General features: G+C 69.7%; 18 protein-coding genes. 6 read left to right on the top strand and 12 right to left on the bottom strand.

All coding sequences use genetic code 11. From position 1 onward, the window contains the following. Positions 1 to 13: 13 nt before the first annotated feature. The 8 genes from ABDZ89_RS12075 to ABDZ89_RS12040 all read right to left on the bottom strand — a co-directional run bounded on the left by ABDZ89_RS12075 (position 14) and on the right by ABDZ89_RS12040 (position 18,211). Positions 14 to 1,519 (bottom strand): stage II sporulation protein M, encoded by a 1,506-nt coding sequence (locus ABDZ89_RS12075; RefSeq protein WP_343779377.1) that lies wholly within the window; start codon positions 1,517 to 1,519, stop codon positions 14 to 16. Between the two features lie 93 nt (positions 1,520 to 1,612). Continuing rightward, a complete protein-coding gene (locus ABDZ89_RS12070) occupies positions 1,613 to 4,534 on the bottom strand; it encodes a DEAD/DEAH box helicase (protein WP_343779374.1) in 2,922 nt (973 codons plus the stop codon). Between the two features lie 121 nt (positions 4,535 to 4,655). Continuing rightward, positions 4,656 to 7,676: a PAS domain-containing protein gene (locus tag ABDZ89_RS12065; protein WP_371152732.1), complete on the bottom strand. Its 3,021-nt coding sequence runs from the start codon at positions 7,674 to 7,676 to the stop codon at positions 4,656 to 4,658. 109 nt (positions 7,677 to 7,785) lie between these two features. Beyond that, the gene (gene kynU, locus ABDZ89_RS12060; protein WP_343779371.1) at positions 7,786 to 9,195 is read right to left on the bottom strand and encodes a kynureninase; all 1,410 of its coding nucleotides are present in this window, start codon (positions 9,193 to 9,195) and stop codon (positions 7,786 to 7,788) included. A 93-nt stretch (positions 9,196 to 9,288) separates the two neighbouring features. Continuing rightward, positions 9,289 to 11,973: a leucine--tRNA ligase gene (gene leuS, locus ABDZ89_RS12055; RefSeq protein ID WP_343779369.1), complete on the bottom strand. Its 2,685-nt coding sequence runs from the start codon at positions 11,971 to 11,973 to the stop codon at positions 9,289 to 9,291. Between the two features lie 90 nt (positions 11,974 to 12,063). Beyond that, positions 12,064 to 14,313 carry a hypothetical protein gene (locus tag ABDZ89_RS12050; protein ID WP_343779366.1) on the bottom strand — a complete coding sequence of 750 codons (2,250 nt, stop codon included), beginning with the start codon at positions 14,311 to 14,313 and terminating at the stop codon, positions 12,064 to 12,066. A gap of 69 nt (positions 14,314 to 14,382) precedes the next feature. After that, positions 14,383 to 15,204, bottom strand: coding sequence for a glycerophosphodiester phosphodiesterase (locus tag ABDZ89_RS12045; RefSeq protein ID WP_343779364.1), 822 nt, complete (start codon positions 15,202 to 15,204; stop codon positions 14,383 to 14,385). A gap of 250 nt (positions 15,205 to 15,454) precedes the next feature. Beyond that, a complete protein-coding gene (locus ABDZ89_RS12040) occupies positions 15,455 to 18,211 on the bottom strand; it encodes a PGF-CTERM sorting domain-containing protein (RefSeq protein ID WP_343779362.1) in 2,757 nt (918 codons plus the stop codon). A 146-nt stretch (positions 18,212 to 18,357) separates the two neighbouring features. Between ABDZ89_RS12040 and ABDZ89_RS12035 the strand changes: the two genes are divergently transcribed. Next, entirely contained in the window at positions 18,358 to 18,747 is a 390-nt protein-coding gene (locus tag ABDZ89_RS12035) for a hypothetical protein (RefSeq protein WP_343779359.1), read from the top strand. Positions 18,748 to 18,775: 28 nt separating this feature from the next. Here the strand turns inward: ABDZ89_RS12035 and hisE are convergent, their stop codons facing one another. From hisE to ABDZ89_RS12020, 3 genes are all read right to left on the bottom strand, one after another. Then, entirely contained in the window at positions 18,776 to 19,099 is a 324-nt protein-coding gene (gene hisE, locus ABDZ89_RS12030) for a phosphoribosyl-ATP diphosphatase (RefSeq protein WP_343779358.1), read from the bottom strand. Beyond that, positions 19,096 to 19,689 carry a pyridoxal 5'-phosphate synthase glutaminase subunit PdxT gene (pdxT, locus tag ABDZ89_RS12025; protein WP_343779357.1) on the bottom strand — a complete coding sequence of 198 codons (594 nt, stop codon included), beginning with the start codon at positions 19,687 to 19,689 and terminating at the stop codon, positions 19,096 to 19,098. The genes hisE and pdxT overlap by 4 nt, the downstream gene beginning before the upstream one ends. A 76-nt stretch (positions 19,690 to 19,765) precedes the next feature. After that, entirely contained in the window at positions 19,766 to 19,927 is a 162-nt protein-coding gene (locus ABDZ89_RS12020) for a preprotein translocase subunit Sec61beta (RefSeq protein ID WP_004598786.1), read from the bottom strand. 180 nt (positions 19,928 to 20,107) lie between these two features. Between ABDZ89_RS12020 and ABDZ89_RS12015 the strand changes: the two genes are divergently transcribed. Next, the gene (locus tag ABDZ89_RS12015) at positions 20,108 to 20,377 is read left to right on the top strand and encodes a thioredoxin family protein (RefSeq protein ID WP_004598787.1); all 270 of its coding nucleotides are present in this window, start codon (positions 20,108 to 20,110) and stop codon (positions 20,375 to 20,377) included. Positions 20,378 to 20,503: 126 nt separating this feature from the next. Continuing rightward, positions 20,504 to 20,653, top strand: coding sequence for a 50S ribosomal protein L40e (locus tag ABDZ89_RS12010; RefSeq protein ID WP_017342016.1), 150 nt, complete (start codon positions 20,504 to 20,506; stop codon positions 20,651 to 20,653). An 86-nt stretch (positions 20,654 to 20,739) separates the two neighbouring features. Here the strand turns inward: ABDZ89_RS12010 and ABDZ89_RS12005 are convergent, their stop codons facing one another. Beyond that, positions 20,740 to 21,381 carry an MBL fold metallo-hydrolase gene (locus ABDZ89_RS12005; RefSeq protein ID WP_343779353.1) on the bottom strand — a complete coding sequence of 214 codons (642 nt, stop codon included), beginning with the start codon at positions 21,379 to 21,381 and terminating at the stop codon, positions 20,740 to 20,742. A 117-nt stretch (positions 21,382 to 21,498) separates the two neighbouring features. Here ABDZ89_RS12005 and ABDZ89_RS12000 point away from each other — a divergent pair, with 117 nt between their 5' ends. Genes ABDZ89_RS12000 through ABDZ89_RS11990 form a run of 3 tightly spaced genes read left to right on the top strand, consistent with a single transcriptional unit; the run spans position 21,499 to position 22,933 of the window. After that, positions 21,499 to 21,681 carry a DUF5786 family protein gene (locus tag ABDZ89_RS12000; protein WP_006629442.1) on the top strand — a complete coding sequence of 61 codons (183 nt, stop codon included), beginning with the start codon at positions 21,499 to 21,501 and terminating at the stop codon, positions 21,679 to 21,681. Beyond that, a complete protein-coding gene (locus tag ABDZ89_RS11995; protein ID WP_343779351.1) occupies positions 21,682 to 22,257 on the top strand; it encodes an endonuclease dU in 576 nt (191 codons plus the stop codon). 49 nt (positions 22,258 to 22,306) lie between these two features. Further along, a complete protein-coding gene (locus tag ABDZ89_RS11990; protein ID WP_343779349.1) occupies positions 22,307 to 22,933 on the top strand; it encodes a uracil-DNA glycosylase in 627 nt (208 codons plus the stop codon).

Below are 22,933 nucleotides of genomic sequence, written 5' to 3'. Positions count from 1 at the left end.
ACTCCGGCGGCGCTCACAGGAACGGGCGCCAGTAGTACGGGCTGACGAACCCCTCGATGACGGCGGCGAGGCCGAGCAGGAGTCCGAGCCCGACGGTCACCCAGAAGCCGGTCTCTAACGCGTCGGCGAGCCGTTCGCGGCGCTCGTCGCCGCGGAACGTCCGCCACGAGACGGCGCCGAGGTGGATCCCGAGCGCTCCGGAGACGACGAGGGCGGGGATCTCGAAGATCCCGTGCGGGACCACGAACGCGACGAGCGCCGGGAGGTTCTCCTCCAAGGCGGCGGTGGCGCCTAAGGCGACGCCGTTGAACGCGAGCGAGGAGAGCGCGGGGACGACGAACCCGACGCCAGAGAAGGCGGTCGCGATCGCGACCCCCCAGTTGTTGCCGAAGAAGGCGAGCGCCGCCACCGGCGGGACGTGTCCGACCAACCGCCCCTCGATCGAGGTCGTGACCGTTCCGCCGAAGGAGCCGACCGCCACCCAGCCGACGGCGCCGAACCCGACCGCGGTCGCGACCGCGAGCGCGTGGTGGCCCGGCGTCGCCCGGACGAACCCGACCAGCTCCCGCCAGCCGCGCCGGAGCCCGCCGACGAGTTGGGTCCGAACGCCGGCCTCGGGCGGGTCGAGGGGGTCGACCGTGCCGCGGTAGTCGCCGTAGAGGACGGTCTTCAACAGGTCGAGCGCGGGCGCGACGACGACCGCGCTCGCGAGCGCGACGACGGCGCCGCCGCCGAGGAACGCCACCCCGGACGCGGCCGACGAGACGGCGATCAGCGCCCCGACGGCGACCACGAGGTACGCGGCGGCGTCGGTCGGGTTCGACCGCACGAAGCCGCCGGCGCCCTCGACCGCCTCGACGACGCCGGCGTCGTCGACGACGACGGCCACCGGCGCGAACGCGAACAGGACCCGGACGAGCATCACGGCGACGAAGCCGACGAGGAGGGCGGCGATCGCGACGGCAGCCCCGAGGAACGGGTTCGCGAGGAACGCCGCGCCGACCGCGAGAGCGCCCAGCGCTATCACCCCGACCCAGAGGAGGAGTTCGGCGACGTACAGCCCGAGGAACGTCGGCCACCGCGACCGCGCGCCGGCGATCCCGCCGACGAGTGCCCGCTCGCGGCGCAGGGTCGCGACGACGGCCGAGAGCTGTCCGGCCGAGATGACGGTGTACGCGAACAGCCCGAGGGCGGCCGTGACGAGGACGCCGCCGACGAACAGGATCCCGACGGTCGGCGTCAGGAGGGGTTCGAACGCGGGGGTCACCCCCTCTGCCCACGCCTCGAGCGCCGCCGGGTCCTGCGTCTCCGGCGGCGGCTCGAGTCCGGCCAGCGCGTCGCGGGCGGCCGCCAGTCGCCCGGTGAGTTCGAGGTGGAGGTAGATCCCGGCGAGCGCGACGAACGTGCCGAGACGGGCGATCACGGGAACCGCGGTGCCGAGGAGGTAAAAGGGGAGCAGATCGGCGGGACGGCGACGGAGGGTCGCTATCGTGGCCGTTACGGCAGCGGAGAGGTCCATACCGCTCGGTTCGGTCGTCCGGTACTTAAAAACGGGCGTGTCCTCCGAACGGGCCCCCGCGGGGTTTCGACTCGTTCCCTCGCGAGTTTCCGACTAGTCCCAGAACGACTGGGTCCGCGCGTACTCGCGCTCCTGCCGGAGCACGTCGCGGTAGAACTCGTCTTCGTCCTCGCGGAGCTTGTTGATGATCCGCGCGGCGTTGTGGGGGCCGACGCCGCGCGCCGCGAGGGCGATCACCGCCCGCTTGCCGTGCGTCTGGACGAGGCTCGCGGCGCGGTGGGCGCGCTCGGTGCGGCGCTCCTGCTCGTCGTCCTTCTCGGCCGCGCGCACCGCGGCGACCGTCTCGTCGTCCCACGGGTTGAGCGCCGCGATCCGGGTCGACCCGCACTCCGGACACTCGGGCTGGTCGCGGACGCGCCGCACCTTCGTCGTGTGCCGCCAGTCCGTGCAGTGGAGACAGAAGCAGATCACCCGGTCGTCCCGAATCCGCTCTCTGACGGTGTCGATCACGTCCGCGTCGGCGTTGTCGGGGACGAGGAACTCCGTGCCGGCGGAGCGCCCCGCGGTGCCGAGCGCGGTGCGCTCGCGGGCCACCTCGACCGCGAGCGAGCCGTCCCGAACCGCTTCGAGCAGTTCCGCGGTCTCCGGCACCGCGAGGTCCGCGTGGAACACCTCGCGGAGCGCCTCGTCGTAGACGGGCGTGTCCTCTAAGGCCGCGAGCAGTCGGTCGCCGCCGAACCGGCCGCGTCCCTCCTTGTACCGCTTGACCGCGCCGAACTTCGCGGCGACCTGCGCGAGCGTGAACTTCAGCGCGTCCGACTTCTTGACGGCCAGTTCGAGGTACGCCGCCAGCCGGTCGGGGTCGGTCGTCTCCAACACCTCGCGGAAGGTCCCGGGGTCGACGTCGTGTGGCACCTCGAACTCGATCCGGTACGGGTCCACGTCCATCCCGACCGACGACCCCGCGCGCTGGCCGACGAGCGCCGCGAGCAGGCGCGCGAGCGTCTCGTTCACCTCGTGGCCGAAGGCGGCGTTGACCGCGACGGTGCGCGCGCTCCCCTCGATCACGATCCGGTCGTCCGTGGGTACCGGGTGGCCGGCCTCGACGTGGTCGACGACGGCGCTCAACGCGTCCGCGGCCGTCTCCGCGTCGGTCGGATACCGCTCGGTGAGGTCGGCGGCGACCGCCTCGGGCGTCGACCCCGCGTCGAGGGCGGCCGCGGCCTCGCCGCGGATCTTCCCCACCTCCTCGGCGACGGGCTTCGGGACGGGGATCTCCCGTCCGACCCACGACGGGACCTCGCCGGTGGGGTCCGGAATCGGCGTCACGTTCACGCGCTCCTCCTCCTCGTCTATCTCCGTGATGCGCCACATCTCGCCGCGCTGGACGAACGTCTCGCCCGGGCCGGCGAAGTTGACGACGAACTGCTCGTCTAAGGTCCCGATCTGGCGCCGCGAGGACATGTCGTACACCTCGTAGGTGGACTCGTCGGGGATCATCGAGAGGTTCGCGTAGAAGTACTGCCAGGTCCCGCCGCTCTTCTCGAGCGTGTCAGTCTCCTCGTCGAGCCACAGCAGTCGGTTCCCGTCGAGTTCGCGGACGACCTCCTGGAACTCCGGCTCGGAGAGGTCGTCGAAGGGGTAGGCGTTCGTGACGGTCCGGTACGCTTCGCGGGCGTGGACCTCGCCCTCGTCCATCACGATCCCGACGATCTGGTTCGCGACCGTGTCGAGGCTCCCGTGGTGGATGTTCGCGGGCTCGACGAGCTCGTCGCCGGCCCGCCGCGCGATGGCCATCGCCTCGAGGGTGTCGTCGCCGCCCTGCGTCACGACGGTCCCCTCCGAGACCAGGTCGCGGCGGTGGCCTGCCCGCCCGACGCGCTGGAGGAGGCGAGCGACCTCGCGGGGGCTCCCGTACTGGACCACGTGGTCGACGCGCCCCACGTCGATGCCGAGTTCCATCGAGGACGTACAGACGAGCCCGTCGAGATCGCCCGACTTGAACCGGTCTTCCACGTCGATCCGCACGTCCTTCGACAGCGAGCCGTGGTGGAGCTCGATCTCGGTGACCTCGTCGGGGTCGGTCCCGGAGTCGCGCTCGTTCTCCGCGAGCGTCTTGAACCGGGAGCCGAGCGCCTCGGCGGTCTGTCGCGTGTTGACAAAGATCAGCGTCGACTCCTTGTCGGCGACGATCCCGCGGATCGTCCGGACGTGGCTCGCGGTCGCCTCGTCGACCGCGAGTTCGCCTGCGAGACGGGTGTCGGCGTCCGTGATCGCCGGGTCGAGGACGCGCACGTCGGTCCGCGTCCCGGCGGCGACCTCGACCGTCTCGAACGACCGGTCGCCGGGGCGGTCGGGGTCCCGTTTCCCGGTGCCGACGAGGAACCGTCCGACTTCCTCGGGGTCGCCCACCGTCGCGGAGAGCCCGACCCGCTGGAACGGCCCCGCGACGCGCCGGAGGCGTTCGAGCCCGACCGTGAGCTGTGCGCCGCGCTTCGCGGCCGCCAGCTCGTGGACCTCGTCTATCACGACGTGGGCGACCGATTCGAGCGCCACCCGCATCTTCGAGCCCGTCAGGATCGCCTGAAGGCTCTCCGGCGTCGTGATCAACACGTCGGGCGGGTCGTCGGCCTGCTTCGACCGCTCGTACTGCGTGGTGTCGCCGTGGCGCACCGCGACCTCCACGCCGAGCCGCTCGCCCCACCACTCCAGCCGGTCCATCATGTCGCGGTTGAGCGCGCGGAGGGGCGTGATGTACAGCGCGGAGATGCCCTCGCGCGGCGGGTCGCCGGGCGAGTTTCGGGCCTCGACGAGCGCGTCGAAGACGGGGAGCATCGCGGTCTCCGTCTTGCCGGTGCCCGTGGGGGCTAAGACGAGCGCGTTCTTCCCGGCCGCGAGCGGCGGGATCGCCTCGCGCTGGGGCTCCGTCGGCGTCGAGAAGCCCTGATCCGACAGCGCCGCGCGGACCTCGCTCCCGAGGTGCGCGAACGCGTCCATCCCCGACGGTTCCGCCATTGTGTGATCGCTCTCTGTTGGACGCTCGGGCGATTAAGCCCGTCGCCACCCGAGATCCGGACGCAGTGCGCGGCGCGAGCGACGCGCCGGACTCGTCGCCGCCGGAAGGTCCGCACACCGGTCACTCGGCGAGCGGCAGTTCGAGGGTAAACACGCTCCCCCTCGGGTCGTTATCTCCGACCCGCACGTCCCCGCCGTACTTGTCGACGAGCGTCTCGACGAGGTACAGGCCGATCCCCGTTCCCCCGCTTTCCAGCCCCTTCTCGCCCTCCTGAAAGATCTGCTCTTTGTGGTCGTCGGGGATGCCGGGACCGTTGTCGGCGATCGAGACGCGTACCGAACCGTCCGAAACGGCGGTCGAGACCGCGATTTCGGCCACCTCCTTGTCGTTGTGGACGACCGCGTTCGTCAGCAGGTTCCGGAACACCGCCTCCAACAGGTCGTCCGCCAACACCGTCACGTCCGGGATCGGCCCGTCGACGGAGACCGTCGCGCGGTCTTTCTCCGACCGAACCTGTTCGATCTGCGCGCTGAGCTCGGCGCGGAGGCCGACCGGCGTCCGGTCGGAGCCGACCTGTAACAACACGTCGGTGACGTCTCTGGCGGTCTCCGTGATGTCCGCCGCCTCCTTCGCCGCCTCGATGACCGTCTGCGCGTACGTCCGGCTCCGGTCGTCCGGGAGCGAGCCTTCGAGCAGCTCGGTGTAGGACTCGACCACCATCAGCTGGTTTTTGATGTCGTGGCGCACGACCTGGTTCAGCAGCTTGAGGTTGTCCCGCTGCTCTTCGACCGTCCGCTCGTACTCCTTGAGATCGGTGATGTCGCGGGCGTAGCCCAAGACGGCGTCTTCGTCCGTCTCCGCCACTTTATACGGAATCTTCGTCGTCTGGAAGATTCGGGTCTCACCGTCCGCCGTGGTCAGCGGCTCCTCGTCTATCGTCTTCGGCCCGCCCGACTCGAAAACCGCCAAGTCGTCCTGTCGGAACGCCTCAGAGTCGCCGGCGTCCGGAATGATCTCTCTCTCGGTCTTACCCTCGACCCCGTCCGGCGTCCGGCCGTACGCCGACGCGGTCGCCTCGTTGGCCAGGAGGTACTCGCCCTCGCGGTCCTTCACGAAGATTAGGTCCGGCACGAGGTCGATAATCTTCCGGAGCTCCTCGCGCGTCGCCTCGAGGGCCAACTCGTACTCCTTCCGCGACGTGATCTCCGAGAGCACCCCCACCAGCCGGCGCGAGCCGTCCTCGGACTCGACGAGTTCGGCACGCACCTCGCCCCACAGCTGCTCGCCGTCCGCGGTTCGGATCCGGTACTCCGTCTTGAGCGGCTCGTCGCCCGCCTTCGCCCGCTCGATCGCCCGCTCTAACGCCGGGAGGTCGTCGGGGTGGACGTACCCGGCGAACGCCTCGTAGGTGCCCTCGAACGTCCCCGGTTCGAGCCCGAACAGGCGCTCCATCGACTCGGTCCAGACCACCTCGTCGGTCGCGAGGTCCCACTCCCAGACCCCGGTCCTCGTGCCGTCGAGCGCGATCGTCAGGCGCTGTTCCGTCTCTTCGAGCGCCTGCTCCCGCTCCTTTCGGTCGGTGATGTCTTGGAACAGCCCCAACACGCCGACTATCTCGCCGTCCTCGTCGCACTGCGGGTCACCGACGGTCCTGACCCACCGAGTCCCGCCGGACGTCGTGAGGATCCGCAGTTCGAGGTCGTACGACTCGCCCTCCGCCGCCAGCCGGGTGAACGCCCGCTCGATGGTGTTGCGGTCGTCGGGGTGATAGAAGTCTAACGCCTCCTCCAGATCGACCGACTCGGTCGTCGGCACCTCGTGGATCCGGAACACCTCGTCGCTCCACGTGAGCGACTCGTCGACCAGATCGACCTCCCACCAGCCGATCGACGCGCTCTCTTGGGTGCGCTCGATGAGGGTTCGCGTGCGCTCCAACTCCGTCTCTCGGCGCTTCTGATCGTCGATATCGAGGTGGATGCCGACCGCCCGGAGGGGCTCTCCGTCCTCGTTCCGCTCGACGACCTTTCCGATGTCGCGGATCCACTTCCATTCGCCCGACGCGGTCCGCATCCGGTGGTCCGCGTCGTAGTACTCCGTCACCCCGTCCATGTGGGCGGACAGGGCGTCCTCGACCGCCGCGAGGTCGTCGGGGTGGACGCGGCGCTCCCACGCGTCGAGGTGCGCCTCGATATCGTCGAGCGAGTGGCCGAGCATCGCCGCCCACTGGTCGTTGAACTCGACCTCGTCGGTGGTCATGTCCCAGTCCCAGACGCCGAGCTGCGCGCCCTCGACCGCGAGTTCGAGCCGGTCTTTGATCTGCTGGAGAGTTCGCTCCCGCGTCTTCTGTTCGGTGATGTCGGTCGAGACGCCGCACACTCCGCGGATCGATCCCTCCTCGTCGTGTACGGGCGACTTCCGCGTCAGCCGAACGCTCTCTCCGGCGGGCGTCGGAACCGTCTCCTCGATCTCGATCTGCTCGCCGCCCTCGATCACTCTGCGGTCGTCCGCCCGGGCCTGCGCCGCGACGGGCTCCGGGAAGAGGTCCTCGTCGGTCATTCCGACGGGGTCCGCGTCGATGTCGAACACGTCGCGACACGCTTGGTTCATGAGGAGGTACCGCCCGTCGGTGTCTTTCAGGAACACCGCCGCGGACATCGTCTCCAACACGGTCTGGAACCGCCGGTACGTCCGCCGGTGTTCCCGCTCGCGTTCCTTCTGCTCCGTGATGTCGCGAGCGACGCCGACGATCTGCGTCACCGTTCCGTCCTCCGTGACCGGAGTCAGCTTCGTCTGCCAGTCCGTCGTCCCGGCCGGGAAGTCGAGTCGCTCCTCGTACTCGATCGTCGTCCCCTGCTCGACGCACCGGCGGTAGTTCGCTTCGACCGCGGCCCCCTGTTCGTCCCCGAGGACCTCCTTCGGCGTCTGCCCGAACATCGCGTCCTCGGTCAGCCCGGTCTGTTGCTGGTACGCGGTGTTGTTCTGCTTGAACGTGAACTCGCACTCGCCGTCCGTCCGCGCCACATCAACGAGAAATATCGCGTCGTCCGCCTCTCGGAACATCGCCTCGTAGGCGTTGGTCACTCGGTCATCGTCCGTCCCGGACCGACCCGCACTGTCGGTTGCCTGTGACTCTTTTCCCATTGTTTCTCTTATTACATCTACGCCATGTCGACTGATAATTCTGCGGATGTCAACGGCAGAACCGCCCCGTCAGTCGACCCCGGCCGCGGACTCCCACGTTCCGCGCCCGCTAGGTCACCCCGCCCTCGTTCGTCGCGTACGCCTCGTGTGCGTCCGAATCGAGGATCGCCTCGATCCCGTCGACCACTTCCAGCACGTCGGCGAAAGCGGTGTACGGCGCGGCCGGACAGACGCGCACGACGTTCGGCGGGCGGAAGTCGACGACGACGCCCCGGTCGTTGAGCGCAGCGCTCAGCCGCTCGGCCTCGGGGTGTTCTAAGGCGACGTGGCCGCCGCGGGCCTCTCGGTCGCGGGGGGTACCGACCGAAACCTCGGGGAGCCGGTCGTCGACGAGGGCGATGAGGAGGTCCGTCAGGGCGAGCGACTTCTTGCGCAGTCGTTCGATCCCCGCCTCGCGCAGGAGTTCGACCGACCCTTCGAGCGGCGCGGCCGACAGCAGCGGCGGCGTCCCGATCTGCCACGCGCCCGCGGAGTCGGCGGGGGTGTAGGTCATGTTCATCTCGAACTGCGTCGCCTTCTCGTGGCCCCACCACCCCGCCAGCGCGGGCGCGAGCCCGTGGTGGCGCTCCGCGACGTACAGCGCGCCGATCGACCCCGGCCCGGCGTTGAGGTACTTGTACGTACACCAGACCGCGAAGTCGACGCCCGCCTCGTCGAACTCGTGGGGCACGGCCCCCGCGGAGTGGGCCGCGTCGAAGCCGGCGTACGCGCCCGCCTCGTGGGCAGCCTCCGTGATCCGCTCCACGTCGAACAGCTGCCCCGACCGGTACAGCGCGGTCGGCATCCAGACGATCCCGACGTCTTCGTGCGCTTCGAGGGCGGCCTCGACGTCTCGGGGATCGATGGTCCTCCCGTCGCGGCTCGGAACGACACGGAGCTTCTCGTCCGGGTCGATCCCGCGCTGGCGGAGCTGCGCCCGGATCGCGTAGTGGTCGGAGGGGAAATCGAGGTCGTTGACGAGGACCGCGGGGTCGGCGTCGGGGTGGCCGTCCGGCGCCCACGTCCCGTCCGCGGCCGCGACGCCCTCGCGCTCCGGCCCGTTGCCGGCCAACAGCTCGTCGAGGAAGGTGCCGACGAGCGTGTGGATGTTCACCGTGATCGAGTTGCCGACGACCACCTCGTCGGGCTCGGCGCCGACGAGCGGGGCGAGCGCTTCGCCGAGCCGCTCCCCCGCGTCGAACCACGGCGGGTCGGCGTCGGTCCACCCGGAGATCAGCCGTTCGCGCCACTCGTCGACGACGCGGTCGAGGCTCGCGAGGGCGGCGTCGCTCGCGGGGCCGAGCGAGTTGCCGTCCATGTACAGCGTGCCGTCTGGCACGTGATACCGGTCGGCGAACGAAGAGAGGGGGTCTGCGTCGTCGAGCCGCGCGGCGAGCACCGCGGGATCGGCGTCGGCCGCGTCGCCCGCCAGCTCGTCGCCTGCGAGCGCGTCGCGCGCGGGGGCGTACGGGTCGTCCATACACGTGGGGGCCGCTCCGGCGACTAATCGCTTCCGGGCCCGGCCGGGCCGTCCGCCCGGACCGCCGAACCGACCCCGGGGGTCGCCGCTCCGTCACTCCACGATGTCGATGGCGGGGCGACCGGGCTCCGCCTTCCGGACCACGTCGTCGGGGGCGTCGGCCGCGCGCTCGACGCTGACCGGCGCGTCGAACTCGCGCTCGATCAGCCACGCGGCCGCGCGCAGGGCGTCGTACTCGGCGTCGCCGTCGAGCGTCTCCCGGAGCGCCTCGCGGTTCGCCTGGAGGTCCTGTCCGTAGGAGGCGGCCGCGTCGCCCCGTTCGCGGATGTGGCTCTCGGCCATCAGCTCCGAGATGAGGTTGTCGGCGTCGCTGTCGATCGCGATCGAAAGCGCGTCGTACTTCCAGTCCGGCGCGACGACGACGTCGATCCGCTCGGGGTCCTCGATGCCGGCGACCTCGACGATGTCGCGCACGTCCTCGCGGGTGTTCTCGACCAGCCGGCGCCGGCGCTCGACGGTGTCGCGGTCGACGCTCGCCGCCGGCCAGTCGGCCTCGGCGACGAACCCGTCGCGGCCCAGCGTCTCCCACAGCTCCTCGGCGAGGTGGGGCGCGACCGGCGCGAGCAGGCGGACCGCGACGTCGACCCCGCGCTCGAAGACGGCGGGGTGCGGGTCGGCGTACTCGCGGTAGCTCCGGAGCGTGCGGACGAGGTCCTGCGCCTCGCGGAGCGCGACGTTGAACGTCAGGTCGTCGTACTCCGCGCCGGCGATGGCGACCGCGGCGTCGGTCTCGTCGGCGACGTACGCGTCGATCTCATCGCGGTCGGCGGCCGCGGCGTCGCCGTCGCCGGCGAGCGCCACGTCGCCCGCGGCGTACTCGGCGACGAGGTCGTTCAGCCGGGTCAAAAAGCGGTGCGTGGACTTGACGCCCTCCTCGGACCAGTCGAAGTCGCGCTCGGGCTGGGCGGCCTCCATCATGAACAGCCGCGCGGTGTCGGCCCCGTACTCGTCGACGATGCGCTGGGGCGAGACCGTGTTGCCGACCGACTTCGACATCTTCTCGCCGTCCAGCTGGACCATCCCCTGCGCGAGCAGGTTCGTGAACGGCTCGCGGTGTTCCAGCCCCTCCTCGTCGGCCAGCACCTTCGTGAAGAAGCGCGAGTACAGCAGGTGCATCACGGCGTGCTCGATGCCGCCGACGTACTGGTCGACGGGCATCCAGTCGTTCGCGCGGTCGAGGTCGAAGGGCGCGTCCGCCAGCCCCGGCGAGACGTACCGCAGGAAGTACCACGAGGAGTCGACGAACGTGTCCATCGTGTCGGTCTCGCGGGTCGCGGGCGCGCCGCAGTCGGGACAGGTCGTCTCCTGCCACTCGTCGGCGGCGTCCAGCGGGTTCCCGGTCGTGTTGATGAACTCGGGCAGCTCGACCGGCAGGTCCCCCTCTGGGACCGGCACCGCGCCGCAGTCGTCGCAGTTGACGATCGGGATCGGCGTCCCCCAGTAGCGCTGCCGGGAGATGCCCCAGTCGCGCAGGCGGTACTGGGTCGTCTCCGCCGCGCCCTCGGTGTCGGCCGTGATCCGCTCCCGCGCGGTCTCGCTGTCGAGGCCGGTGTACTCGCCGGAGTCGATCACGACCCCGTCGTCGGTGAACGCCTCGTCGCTCACGTCCGGCGCGTCCGGGACCGTCTCGCCGTCCCAGTCGTCCGGCTCGGGGGCGATCACGGGGCGGATCTCGACGCCCATCTTCTCCGCGAACGCGTGGTCGCGCTCGTCGTGGCCGGGCACCGCCATCAGCGCGCCCGTCCCCACGTCCGAGAGGACGAAGTCCGCGACGAACACGGGGATCTCCTCGCCCGTGACGGGGTTCGTCGCGGTGAGGCCGGTCTCGACGCCGTTCGGCTCGTCGCCGTCCGGGTCGGCCTCGTGGTGGACGAACTCGTGGACCGCGTCGTCTTCTTCCGCCAGGTCCTGCGCGATCGGGTGGTCGGGCGCGATGGCGAAGAACGTCGCGCCGTGGATCGTGTCGATCCGGGTCGTGAACGCGGTGACGCTGCCGTGGCCTTCAACTTCGAAATCGACCTCGCTCCCGTACTGCCGACCGATCCAGTTGCGCTGCATCTGGCGCACGGAGTCGGGCCAGCCTTCCAGCCCGTCGATGGCCTCCAACAGCTCGTCGGCGTACTCGGTTATCTTCAGGAACCACTGGTCCAGCTCGCGGGTCTCGACGGGGGTGTCACAGCGCCAGCACAGCTCCGCGTCGCCCTCGACCTGCTCGTCGGCGAGGACGGTCTCACAGGAGGGGCACCAGTTCACCTCGGCGTCGCGGCGCTCGACGAGCCCCGCGTCGTGGAACCGGCCGAACAGCCACTGGTTCCACCGGTAGTACTCGGGGGTACAGGTGGTGACCTCGCGCTCCCAGTCGTAGCCGAACCCCATCGACTTCATCTGCCCTTTCATCGTGTCGATGCAGTCGAACGTCCAGTCTCGGGGGTTGGTGTCGCGCTCCTTGGCGGCGTTCTCGGCCGGCAGCCCGAACGCGTCCCACCCCATCGGGTGGAGCACGTCGTCGCCGCGCATGCGACGGTAGCGGGCGTACGCGTCCGTGATGGTGTAGTTGCGGACGTGGCCCATGTGGAGCTTCCCCGACGGGTACGGGTACATCCCGAGGACGTACGTCGGGTCTTCGGCGTCGTCCGGGACGTGGTAGACGGCGGCGTCGTCCCACGCCTCCTGCCAGCGTTCCTCCACCGTCGCGTGGTCGTATCCCTCCTGAGACATCTGCTTATATACGCGTGGTCGATTCGGCGCCCTATAGCTTTCCATCCGTTGGTGAGCGGTGGCACGGACGGGCGCCGGGCGCGGGTCGTCCTACAGCTTCTCCGAGTTCTGCGCCTGCTCGACGCGCTTGGTCGCCTGCTCGATCCGCTTTCCGGTCGCGTTCGCCAGCCCGGGCGGGAGCCCCTCTCGCGCGGCCGCGAGCCGCTCTTCGATCCGTGCGATCCGTTCGGTGACGTTCCCCAGCTGGCGGTTTGTCCCCTCGCGGTCGCCCTCGCGGGCGCGCTCCTCTGCCCGCTCCGCCGCCTCGACCGCGGCCGCGAGGGCCTTTTCGAGCCCGTTGACCGCGTTCGACGGACCGCCCGAGCCGCCGTCGCTTCCGCCGCCGGAGTCGTCACCGTCGTCGCTCTCCGCCGCCGCGGCCGCGACCGCGGCGCGCGTCTCCTCGGCCACGTCGGCGACGTAGCCGGCGAGCGGGGCCGCGCCCGTCTCCGGGCGGTCGATCCGGATCGGGTCTCGTCCCTCATCCCCGCCCGAGTCGTCGCCGTCGTCACTTTCCGACCCCGCCGAGTCCGGATTGACGCGGTACGCGCCGATCTCGTCGTCGGCGTCGCGGACCTCGGTCGTGTACGCGCCGCCGGCGTGAACGTAGGCCGCGTCGCTGCCGTCGACCGCGGAGTCGTAGATCCGCCCGGCGAAGTCGTCCTCGATCGCGGTCCGGGTCAGGTCGACGTCGCTCTCCGCGTCGTCGACTTCGACCTTCCGCGCGTCCTCGCGGGCGACGAGCGGTATCTCGCCGTCGACGCCCGCGGTCGTCACGGGCTCGTCCGCGGAGACGGTCAGGGCCTCGCTGTGAGGCGCCCGACCGGCGCCGTTGACCGTGAAGCGATGGCCGCCTTCGGGGACGCCGTTCGCGACCGCGACGCCGCCGGCGAACGTCGGGACCGCCTCGGGGTCGCTCTCGATCAGGACGAACGACTCGACGTTCGTCTCGGTCGTCGTCAGCCCCTCGCCGTCGGGCGCGTCGTCGCTCTCGGTCGCCTGCGTGACGCGCGCGACGACGGCGTCGAGCGCCTCGGCCGCGTCGTCGCCGAACGACGGGTCGTCGGCGATCGCGTCGTACCGAGCCGCCATCTCCGACCGGTGGTTCCCCGCGGTGACGTCGAGCGCGGGGTTCTCGTAGCGGGGCTGCTCCCACGGCACGCCGGTGGTCGTGATGTGGCTCGCGACGGCGTCCTCGACGGCTTGGGGGACCGCGAACTCGAAGCTGAGCTGCGGGCCGGTGAACGCCGCGATCTCCTCCAGCTCGGCGCTCTCCACGAGCTCGTACTCGACGACCTCGTCCGCGGTCTCGTCCGCGACCGGGTCCTCCCGGTCGGCGTGGCGGAAGGCCGTCCCCGTCTCCCGGAGCGGGAGGTCGGTCGGCGGCGAGCGCAGCGCGTCGAGCGAGCGGACCGCCAGGGCGCCGTCGACCAGCGACTCCTCGCTGACGGAGGGGAGGTCCGGGTGCTCGTAGATCGGTTCCCCCTCGTACTCGGGGACGACGAAGGGGAGCCGCGCCCCCTCGTCGCGGGGGAGCCCGTACGCGATCGGGATCCCGAGGAGGTCCTCCACGGTGTCGATCGTCGTGTTCGTGATGTCCGCGAGCAGGCCCTCCTCGCCGACGCGCTGGAAGCTGTCGGCGTCCTCGTTGACCGAGAGCGTGCTGGAGTGCGAGCCGAGCTCGGAGAGGATCCGCGGAACGACGCCCGGGTCCGGGTCGAGGAACTCGTTGTTCGGGACGCTCCGGGAGTGCGAGCTGGCGACGTACAGCTGGGGGTCGCCCGCGTCGAGGTCGACGAAGACGTGGAGCACCTCCCAGTCGTGCCAGTGGAAGTTCGCCGTGAACTGGTCGAACGCGGAGTAGAACCAGAACTGGACGACCGCGAGCGGCGAGTCCTCGTACCGCATCCCGTTGTAGAACACCGTGGGGTCCGGCGGCTCGCCCGCCTCGTCGTACCGCTCGTGGTAGCCGTCGAACGCCGCGAACCCGTCGACGACGGTCTCGCCGTCCTCCTCGGCGGCGTACGGGCGCGGGTCAGTCGGGAACCACGGCTCCGCGGAATCGAAGTACACCGTCGGCGCGAACCGCGCCGCGAGCTCGTCGAGCCGGTCCGAGTCGAGGTCGGTCGTCGCGGCGTCGTCCGGCCGCGAGCCGGAGCAGCCGGCGACCGCGGCGCTCCCGGCGCCCGCGAGCGCGCCGAGGACCGTCCGTCGGTCGACGCCGTTCGCCGGCGTCCGGTCGGGCGATTCTCTCCCGTCGGCCCCGCCTGCGCCGTCGCTGGCGTCGGAGTGCCGATTCATCTCGTGGGAGCATGTGAGCCGCACGAATAACCTTTCTGGCGGCTCTACGCCGCTCTCACCACTCCGTTGTCACGTCTCGCGCGGTCCGCGAGAGACGTCCGAGACGACGGCGTCGACGCCGGCGGCCGCGACCGCCTCGTACTCCCGGACCGAGTCGACCGTCCACGGTAGCACCCGCAGTCCGGCGTCTCTCGCGTGCGAGACGATGTCGGTCCGGAGACAGAGCTCGTACCGCGGCGACACCGCCGCACAGCCCAGTCTCGTCGCCGTTTCGACCATCGCCCGCACGTCCTGTGGCGGGTACGCCCACTCCGGGAGCCCCGCGCCCGCGGACCCGCCCGGAATCAGCGGCCGGAGGAACCGCGCCGGCACGGACTCGCGGACGCCGTAGACGGTCTCGACCGCCGGGTCGGCCGCGCGAACGGCCTCGATCACGGCGGGATCGTCGGCGGTGACGGCGAGGCCGTGGTCGCGACCCGCGGCGACCGCGAGCGCGTCCGCCGCGATCCCCCGCTCCTTCACGTCGAGCAGGACCCACGCGTCCGCGGGGACGGCGTCGAGCGCGGCCGCGAGCGTCGGTACCGGCTCGCCCGACCCCTCGACCGAGAGGCCCGCGAGTCGCTCGCGCGGCGTCTCGTCGACGCGGCCGGCCGCGTCCGTCACCCGGCCGAGGGTCGCGTCGTGGAAGGCGACGAGCTCGCCGGTGCCACAGCGCCGGACGTCGAGTTCGATCCGGTCGACGACGGCGGTCGCGGCCTCGACGGCCGCCACCGTGTTCTCCGGGTGTTCGGCCGCGAAGCCGCGGTGCGCGATGAGGGGCGGACCGGGGTCGCAGTCGACGCTCCCCTCGCTCGCGTCGTTTCTCCTGCGGTCGATACAACCGGGAGTCATCGCGACCGCACCGACTGCCAGCGGTCCGATCCGCCGGAGTACAGCCCTGCGGGTCGGCCCGTTTCCCGTTTCGGACTCAGACGAGTCGGTGTCGTTCACGACAGTGTCTCCGCTCGTAGTTCGACCGTGCCGGAGAAAAGTCCGCCGTCGCGAGGCCCCGATTAGCCCGGAGCCTCACCCATGAGCGGAGCCCTGCCGAATTTCGCGTGGAGCGAGTCATCCGGAGCCGGTTCGGGTCGGTACAGCGAAGTCACGAGGATTTCTTGTCGCCTCCGCCACCGAACAGTTGACTCTTCAACAGATACGCGGCGCCTCCAAGCGCCGTCACCGCCGTTCCGATCCCGAACCCCGGAGTGTCGTCATCCGTCTCACTTCTGTTACCGCCCGTGGCATTCTCTTCGTCAGACACGTTCTCGTCGTCGTTGTTCTCCCCTTCGGCCTCCGCCGCTTCGGCACCGCCCTCGTCAACCCTGCCGCCTACTGCGTCGATTGCCTCGGCCGCGGCCGCCTTGGCCTGCCCGTACGCTTCGAACGACATCGCCGTCTCCGCGGCCTGTGCCTTCGAGTTTCCGACCACGAGGTCTGCGCGAGTTACCTCGTCCCGTTCGTCCGCCTGTTTAATCGACGCACGCGCGGCTTCGATAGCGTCGAGAGCGGACCCCTCCGAGGTCTCCGGCGCGAGATCCTCCGGGGCTTCTGCCGCCACGATTATTCCCCACTCGACCAACTTCGGCACGGTCACGCGTCGCGATCCCTCCCGCTCAGCGACCTCCAAGTCGGTGGTCTCGCCAGGAGAGTAGTACCGAACTGCGGCCTCCGTGTCCGCCGTCTCTGGAAGTCGCACGCGGACCTCAGACTTCGTCGAGACCGAGTCGCTCTCCGGATCGTAATCGTAGTTGACCAACGGAATCACGGTCCGGTCCGGGTCGGACTGGCTGTGCGCGTGAACCGCGATATCGGCGTCGTCCGTCCGCCGAGCGGGCTCGACGCCGCGCTCCTCCAACGCGCCCGGTAGCGGACTCTCAGACTCGTCCTCCGACTCTCGCTGGCGGTCAAAGGGTCCCGTTACCACTGCCGCGCCGTCTCTCTCGAAGAGCGGCTTGACGTCGCTCCGGGGTCTGTACATCGAGTCTCGGTCGGGCACGGCGTCCGTACAGAGGATCGTCCCGCCGGCGTCGAGATACGTCCGAAGCGCGGCGACCTGCTCGTCTGATAGGCACTCCACGCCGGCTAGTACCACGGAATCGTACTCCGAGAGCCGGCTTAACTGGTCGGCGTCGTCCCAGAGGCGCGGGTGGCCGAACGTGAGGACGTCGTACGTGAAGCCCGCTTCTCGTAGGGCGTTCGCGGCCCCCGTGAACGCGTCGACCGGACCCCTCTCGTCGTCGCCGCCGAAATCCCAGGACCGATCTTGGCGCCAGACGTGAGTGGGAAGCGACCAGACTAGCGCCACGTCCCCGGCCGGTTCGAGACCGGTGAGGAACCGCTTGTGGGCCCACAGGAAATCGACGAATGAGGACAGTTCTTCGGGGACGACGCCGTCGCCGTTCACCCAGTTCGTCACCGACTCCTCCTCGGAGTATCCCTGCCTGTTCGTCAACGGGAGTTGGAAACGGGCCCCGGTCGAGTAAGCCTCTGCCAGTTGGAACCGCTGGAACGTGTCGTTCGCGGCACGCGGGTCCATTTCCTCCGGGAGGGATCGACTACGGGCAGAGAGGGTTCCTTTCGCGATAACCGGCTTCGAGAAGTTCCCGACCGACCGCATGATCTTGTAGTTCACGTCGGACGCCGGATCGCCAGTCGGGAACAGCTCCGTGTATATCATGTCCATCGAATCGCTGACATAAATGTTCGGCGCCTGCGGATTGCGTAGATTCCCCGTGAACTGGTTCGCGTACAGCGCGATGTCACCGTTCTCGGTCCGCTCGGGGAACTCCTCTTCAATGTGACTCCGGTAGTCTTCAAACCAGCCGTCGATCCCCTCGTGCTGGTGGAGCAGGTATTCCCGGAAGACGGGGTCCTCCCGTGGGTCGGCGTCATCCTCCGGCGCGAGCCCGTTCTCCCTCAGATACTCGTGAACGTCGAACGACTGGGGGTCGTCGACGCCGAACGTCGACAGCTTGTCCCCGGAGAGCGACCCGAGGTGAGACCGGAACGCGGACCGGGCCCACCGCGAGAAGTCCAGCCCGTGTAACCGGAACACGCCGACACCGTCGACGAAGAAGCCCGAGTACCCACTTTCGAACTGAGTGACAGTAGCGTTGAGCAGCAACTCCAGGCTGCCCGGTGCGAATACTGAAGGGGTTCCCAGCGTCTCGAACTCGAACTCGGTCTGATGTGGCTCGCCGTCGAACGTCTCACCGAGGATGTCCAACGGCGACTCCACCGGGGTGCCGTCCGGGAACTCCCACCCTGACTCCTCCGCGACGGGTCCGTACCGAGACTGGGCCTTCTCTTCGTCCGTTTCGATGTGAACGTTCATCCCCGACGTCGCGGGGAGGTTCAAATTCTCCGCGAGGGTGAACTGCCGGCGGTACCCCCGAAACGAGTCGTCGATTCGACCGTACTCGTACTTGAGCAACTGGTCGAAAGCGAGCACGTCTGGGTGTAGACCGAGCACCGTCTCCTGTATATCCCCGTTACTGGCCGCTTCCCAGCCGAAGTTCTCCCATCCCAGCAGGTACTGGATGCCGAACGCCGGTTGGATGAACGGGTCGTCCGGGTACGGCGGAATCTCGGTCTCCGCCTGCTCGGACGTATCCCGCAGCGTCGCGCCGGTCCTCGGATTCTTCGACGCCGCCCCGGACCCGGCGGAGAGTGCGAGCAGGCCGGCCGAAGACGTTAGCGCCGTCAGAAACCCGCGTCTGGACCGAGCCGATACCGAATCCGACGAGATGTCGATGACACGCTCGCTCATACTGATATGAATCTTATTTGAACGAACAAGTATAACTGTACCTTCGGTGGCAGTTAGCCGTTGAACCTGCGGTAAGCGTCTGCTACTCACAGCTGTCAATCAGCATAGGAACTGACGCGTCCGCGTTCGATATACTACTCATACGTACCGTTGTTCCGGGCCGTGGCACCTCCGGAAGTCGGTTTTCACGAACTCGCGGGAGAAGGTATTTGCGCCCGGCCGCCCGACGCCGCGGTATGGACGGAAAAAAAGCCCTCTACTACGCGGCGATCGCGATCGCGGTGTTGATCGGGATCTCGGTCGTCGGAACCGTCGTTTCCGCGCTGCTCGGAATCACCGTTTGGGCGGTCACGTCCGCGGTCCAGCTCGCCGTGCTGGCGGGGATCGTCTACGTCGCGTACAAGGCCGGGTCGTGGCTGCTGGGCGACGACGGGGACTCGCTCGGCGTCGACTCGGTCGGCTCGGGATCGTCGTCGGTCGACGCCGCGACGAGCCGGCAGGACCGCCTCCGTCAGCAGTACGTCGAGGGACAGATCAGCGAGGCGGAGTTCGAACGGCGGATCGGTGAGGAGTTGGAGACGGAGGATATCGACGAGATCGACCGCGAACTCGAACGGGAGCGATAGGACCCCGCGTCGCTCTCGCTCGTCGGAGTCAGAACCGGTCGCGGAGCTCTCCGCGGAGGTCGTCGACGTCGAGGTCCTTCATCGCGAGCAGGACGAGCAGGTGGTAGACGAGGTCGGCGCTCTCGGCCGTCAGCTCCTCGCGGTCGTCGTCTTTCGCCGCGAGGATCGCCTCCGTCGACTCCTCGCCGACCTTCTCTAAGACGGCGTTTTCGCCTTTCTCGTGGGTGAAAAGCGACGCCGTGTACGACCCCTCCGGCAGCTCCGCCTTCCGCGACTCGATGGTGGCGAACAGGTCGTCGAGCACCGGTTCTGGCGGCGCGTCGGCGCCTCGGTCCGCGTCGGGGTCGCTCACGCGACCACCTCCCGGTCGGGGAAGAACGCGAGGTCGTGGATCCGCGAGTCGTCGGTGAGCTCCGGGTGGAACGCGGTGGCGACGACGGGACCGTTCCGGACCGCGATCGGCCGCCCGTCGACGGTCGCGAGGGTCTCGACCCCGTCGCCGACCTCGTCGATCGCCGGCGCGCGGATGAACACCGCGTGGAAGGGGTCGTCGAGCCCGGCGATCGGTACCCTCGCCTCGAAGGAGTCCTTCTGGCGGCCGAACGCGTTGCGGTCGACGGAGACGTCGACGAGCCCCAAGGCGTCGACCCGGTCGTCTTTCGCGTCGCGCGAGCAGACGATGAGGCCGGCACAGGTGGCGAGAACGGGTTTTCCGGCCGCGACGTGGTCGCGGATCTCGGGGGCGATCCCCTCGCGGTGGATCAGCCGCGAGATGGTCGTCGACTCCCCGCCGGGCATCAAGAGCACGTCGCAGTCGGGCACGATACCCGCGTCGCGCACCTCGACGACCTCCGCGGACTCGTCGTGGGCGGCCGCGGCGTTGCGGACGGCGGCGGCGTGTTCGGCCACGTCGCCTTGGACGGCGATGACGCCTGCTTTCATACGAACTGATCGGGGAGCGGCGTGGAAAAAGGGCGCGCTACGCGGCGGTCTCGGTTCGTCCGCGGATCGGGCGGTCCTACGCGACCGTCAGCGAGAGGATCTGGACGAACACGCCGAAGAGGACGCAGAACGCGACGACCGTCTTGGGGTCGATCGCGATGGCGTTCCGGTCCTCGTTCTCGAAGTAGCGGACCAGTCCCGCACTGGACATCAGCCCGCCGGAGTTGGAACCACTCATAGCGAACACTCGTCGTCGCCGCGTCCTAAACGTTTCGCTCGCGGCCGAACGCCGGCGACGCCTCCTTCCAAATCACCGCCTACGCTCTCCCTCCCAATCGCCGCCTACGGGGCGGCCGGCCCCGGCGCGTACACGAGTGGGAAACCCTTATGCGCGGCCCCGCGATAGTTGATGCCGACTATGACCGTTCGATTGCTGGATTTCCACGCCGAGTGGTGCGGCCCGTGTAAGACCCAAGACCCCATCCTAGAGGAGATTCAGGAGGACCTCGGCGACGCGTTCGAGCTCCAGAAGGTCGACGTCGACGAGGAGCAGGACGTGGCGAACCAGTACCAGGTCCGCTCGCTGCCGACGCTCATCGTCGAGAACGACGACGGGGTCGTCGACCGCTTCGTCGGCGTCACCCAGCGCGAGGACATCGAGGCCGCCCTCACGGAAGCGGGCGCCTGAGCGCCGCGCCCGTTCGGTCTGCCGGCTTCGAGCCGGCTTCGCCTTCCGCGTTCCCGCGCCGCTGTGCGGTCCGTACTTCGCGCGTCGTCTCGCAACCTTTTACAGCACCGGCCGTCCAGTAGACGTATGGCCAGTTTCGACGCCGCCGAACGTCGCATGCTCGACCGACAGATCTGTATGCGCTGTAACGCCCGCAACGCCTCCGAGGCCGAGCGCTGCCGCAAGTGCGGCTACACCAACCTCCGCCCGAAGGCGACCGAACGCCGCGCCGCGTAATCGGCCGCCCTCGGACCGGCTTCGATCTTCTCCCGAACGGACCATTCGATCGCGAGCCGCGCGTCTCCCGCCCGCAGTTTCTCTCCCTACTCGTCCGGGTACTTCGGCTCCCGGCGCTCGGCCCGCTCGGTCGCGCGCTCGATCACCTCGCGGACGGTGTCCGTCCCGTCCGCGGCGCGGTAGACGCCGCCGTGGCCGGGGAACATCCCCCCGACCGTGTCCGGCAGTCGGGAGAGGATCTCCCGCAGGCTCTCGATCAGGCGCTCCCGTGACTGCCCGGCCATGTCGGTGCGGCCGAAGGACCCGTCCGAGAACGCGCCGTCGTCGTACACCACCACGTCGCCCGAGTACAGTCGCTCCTCGCCGACGAGCGAGACGTGATCGTCCGCGTGGCCCGGCGTGTAGACGACCTCACAGGGCTCGTCGCCGACGAGGACCTCGTCGCCGTCTCCGATCGCCACGTCCCGGAGCGGGTGGTCGGCGTACGCGAGGACCTTCGGATCGAACCGGTCGACGACCGCGTCGAGTTCGCCCACGTGGTCGTGGTGCTGGTGAGTGAGGACGACGTGGTCGAGCCCCTCGGCGCCGGCGTCGTCTACCGCGTCGGCGATCACGTCGTCGACGCCCGGCATCGTGCCCGCGTCGACGAGCGTCGTCGCCTCCCCGGCGACGAGGTACGCGTTACAGGTGAACTCCTCCGCGTCCGCGGTGACGGTGATCGGCTCCATGCCTCCACTCCCTCGCGGAGCGACAAAAGCGTACAGTCGGGGGCGAAACGGCGGACCGCCCGCTCGGTCGATCCGACCGTGGATTTATCTGCTACCCGCCGTTAGCTTTCATTACAAATGGGCTTTGGCAGCTACGACGAGTCCGAACAGGAGAACCAAGACCTGGACGCGGACTTCGACGACGAAGACGGTGTCCAGGCTGCCCAAGAGACCCACGAGGGGTCCGTCGACTACGAGCCCGGCGCCTCGAACGACGAACTCCTCGACCGGCTCCAAGAGATCAAATCCGAGGAGACGTGAGTGGGTCCGCCGAGCCGCACGCTCGGCATCGCCTTCTCCGACGCTCGTGACGCCAGCTACGCGGCCGGCGTCGTCGTCCGCGCCGACGGGACCCCGGACGGCGTCGCGTTCGCGCGCTGTACCGTCGGCGGGACGGACGCCACCGACGCGGCCGTCGACTGCTGGCGCGCCCTCGACCGCGAGGACGTCCGCCACGTCGCCTGCGCCGGCGTCGCGCCGGCCTGGTTCAACGTCCTCGACCTCGACCGCCTCTCCGAGACGCTCGACCGCCCCGTCTACGCCGTGAGCTACGAGGACAGCCCCGGGCTCGAACCGGCCCTCCGGGACGCGTTCGACGGCGACGCGCTCGCCGCCCGCTTGGACGCCTACCGCTCGCTACCGCCCCGAATTCCGGTCGATCCGTCGGACGACGGGCCGACCGGCGACTCCAGGTTCGTTCGCGCCGTCGGGATCGACCCCGGTCGCGCCGCCGCGGCCGTCCGCGGGCTCACGCGCGACGGCTTCCGACGCTGTGAACCCCTCCGCGTCGCGTCGCTCGCGGCGAGCGCCCACCGCGAGGCGGTCGCCGGCGAGTGAGGCCGCCGAGACCGACGCAACTTAGACGACGCCGGCCGGATCGATCGCCATGAGCGAACACGGCGACGGCGGGCTCGACGCGGACCTCCGGGTGCCCGCCTGCGAGCGCTGCCCCGCGTTAGTCGAGTCGCGGAGCCGGATCGTCGACGGCGTGGGCCCGACCGACGCCGACCTGCTGTTCGTCGGCGAGGGGCCGGGCGCGACGGAAGACGAGGAGGGCGAGCCGTTCGTGGGGCGCTCGGGCGACGTGCTCGACGAGGCGCTGCGGGACGCGGGGCTCGCCCGGGCCGACGTGCGGATCACGAACTGCGTCCGCTGTCGCCCGCCCGACAACCGGGACCCGACGAGCGAGGAGCTGGGGAACTGCCGCGGCCACCTCGAAGGCGAAATCGAGCGACTCGACCCCGAGCTGATCGTGACGCTCGGCAAGGTGCCGAGCGAGCACCTCCTCGACCGCTCCGTCGGGATCACCGCGGAGTCGGGCGACGTGGCCGACGCACGGCTCGCGGGCGAATCGCGGCGCGTGCTCCTCTCCGTTCATCCGGCGGCGACGCTGTACGACCGGAGTCAGCGCGACGGCTTCTTCGAAACGATCGCCCGGGCGGCCGAGCTGAGCGGGGTCGGAGAACGGGGCGAGAACGGCGGGGACGGCCAGTCCCGGCTCGGAGAGTTCTGA

Origin of the sequence: Halorubrum ejinorense (genome assembly GCF_039522565.1) — an archaeon.
GTDB classification, from domain to species: Archaea; Halobacteriota; Halobacteria; order Halobacteriales; family Haloferacaceae; genus Halorubrum; species Halorubrum ejinorense.
Note: the sequence above shows the minus strand (reverse complement) of the source record. Positions and strands in the feature narration are given on the sequence as shown.

Excerpts from the sequence above, each read along its gene's own strand:
- leuS (WP_343779369.1), bottom strand. The coding sequence starts at position 11,973 with ATGTCTCAGGAGGGATACGACCACGCGACGGTGGAGGAACGCTGGCAG.
- ABDZ89_RS12015 (WP_004598787.1), top strand. The coding sequence starts at position 20,108 with ATGACCGTTCGATTGCTGGATTTCCACGCCGAGTGGTGCGGCCCGTGT.
- ABDZ89_RS12045 (WP_343779364.1), bottom strand. The coding sequence starts at position 15,204 with ATGACTCCCGGTTGTATCGACCGCAGGAGAAACGACGCGAGCGAGGGG.
- ABDZ89_RS12010 (WP_017342016.1), top strand. The coding sequence starts at position 20,504 with ATGGCCAGTTTCGACGCCGCCGAACGTCGCATGCTCGACCGACAGATC.
- ABDZ89_RS12065 (WP_371152732.1), bottom strand. The coding sequence starts at position 7,676 with ATGGGAAAAGAGTCACAGGCAACCGACAGTGCGGGTCGGTCCGGGACG.
- ABDZ89_RS12000 (WP_006629442.1), top strand. The coding sequence starts at position 21,499 with ATGGGCTTTGGCAGCTACGACGAGTCCGAACAGGAGAACCAAGACCTG.
- ABDZ89_RS12035 (WP_343779359.1), top strand. The coding sequence starts at position 18,358 with ATGGACGGAAAAAAAGCCCTCTACTACGCGGCGATCGCGATCGCGGTG.
- ABDZ89_RS12020 (WP_004598786.1), bottom strand. The coding sequence starts at position 19,927 with ATGAGTGGTTCCAACTCCGGCGGGCTGATGTCCAGTGCGGGACTGGTC.
- pdxT (WP_343779357.1), bottom strand. The coding sequence starts at position 19,689 with ATGAAAGCAGGCGTCATCGCCGTCCAAGGCGACGTGGCCGAACACGCC.
- ABDZ89_RS12005 (WP_343779353.1), bottom strand. The coding sequence starts at position 21,381 with ATGGAGCCGATCACCGTCACCGCGGACGCGGAGGAGTTCACCTGTAAC.
- ABDZ89_RS11990 (WP_343779349.1), top strand. The coding sequence starts at position 22,307 with ATGAGCGAACACGGCGACGGCGGGCTCGACGCGGACCTCCGGGTGCCC.
- kynU (WP_343779371.1), bottom strand. The coding sequence starts at position 9,195 with ATGGACGACCCGTACGCCCCCGCGCGCGACGCGCTCGCAGGCGACGAG.
- ABDZ89_RS12070 (WP_343779374.1), bottom strand. The coding sequence starts at position 4,534 with ATGGCGGAACCGTCGGGGATGGACGCGTTCGCGCACCTCGGGAGCGAG.
- ABDZ89_RS12075 (WP_343779377.1), bottom strand. The coding sequence starts at position 1,519 with ATGGACCTCTCCGCTGCCGTAACGGCCACGATAGCGACCCTCCGTCGC.
- ABDZ89_RS12050 (WP_343779366.1), bottom strand. The coding sequence starts at position 14,313 with ATGAATCGGCACTCCGACGCCAGCGACGGCGCAGGCGGGGCCGACGGG.